This is a genomic window from Rosenbergiella sp. YN46 (assembly GCF_036620675.1).
GTDB lineage: Bacteria > Pseudomonadota > Gammaproteobacteria > Enterobacterales > Enterobacteriaceae > Jejubacter.
Window position 1 is genome coordinate 1 of sequence record NZ_JAZHEE010000173.1, and the last position, 518, is coordinate 518.

A 518-nucleotide genomic window follows, 5' to 3' on the forward strand; every position below is an offset into this window, starting at 1 on the left:
AGCGTGGTCAACGACCAGTGCTCGACCTCCTTGGGCAAAGCCAGCGTCCGCATGAAGTTGGCCAGATTGCAGGCCAGGGCGTGAAGCTGGAGCCGAATGGCATTTTCGCGGAAATTGCGGCACGATAGCCGCGTCCATTTGATCGCGTTCTTGCCTTCCTTGATGTATTGCTCCGCTTTGCCCCGCTGATTGTAGAACAATGTCACCCGCTCGGCGGAACGGGACAGGTTGGTGACGATGAACCCGACACGGGCAAACAGCTCGCCGGGGTGCCACTCCACCTTGGCGACGACGCGGCGGGCCTTGTCCCAGCTTTTGGCCCGATAGCTGAAGCTGGCGTAACAGCGCCGCACATGGTTCGGCGGACGGCCAACGGGTCGCGTGAGCAGATGGCAGATGCTTTCCTGAAGAACTTGGTTCTTCGGCAAACGGATCGCGTACAGGAAGCCCTCGTCTTCCAGAAACTCGTACACCTCCGGCGAGGCGAAGGCGGCATCGGCGCGGAAGTAGCGCCGCAG

General features: G+C 61.2%; 1 protein-coding gene. It reads right to left on the reverse strand.

What is annotated here, in order from left to right:
* The coding region (locus V3W49_RS23105) for a transposase (protein ID WP_500148327.1) at positions 1-518 on the reverse strand (518 nt) is incomplete at both ends.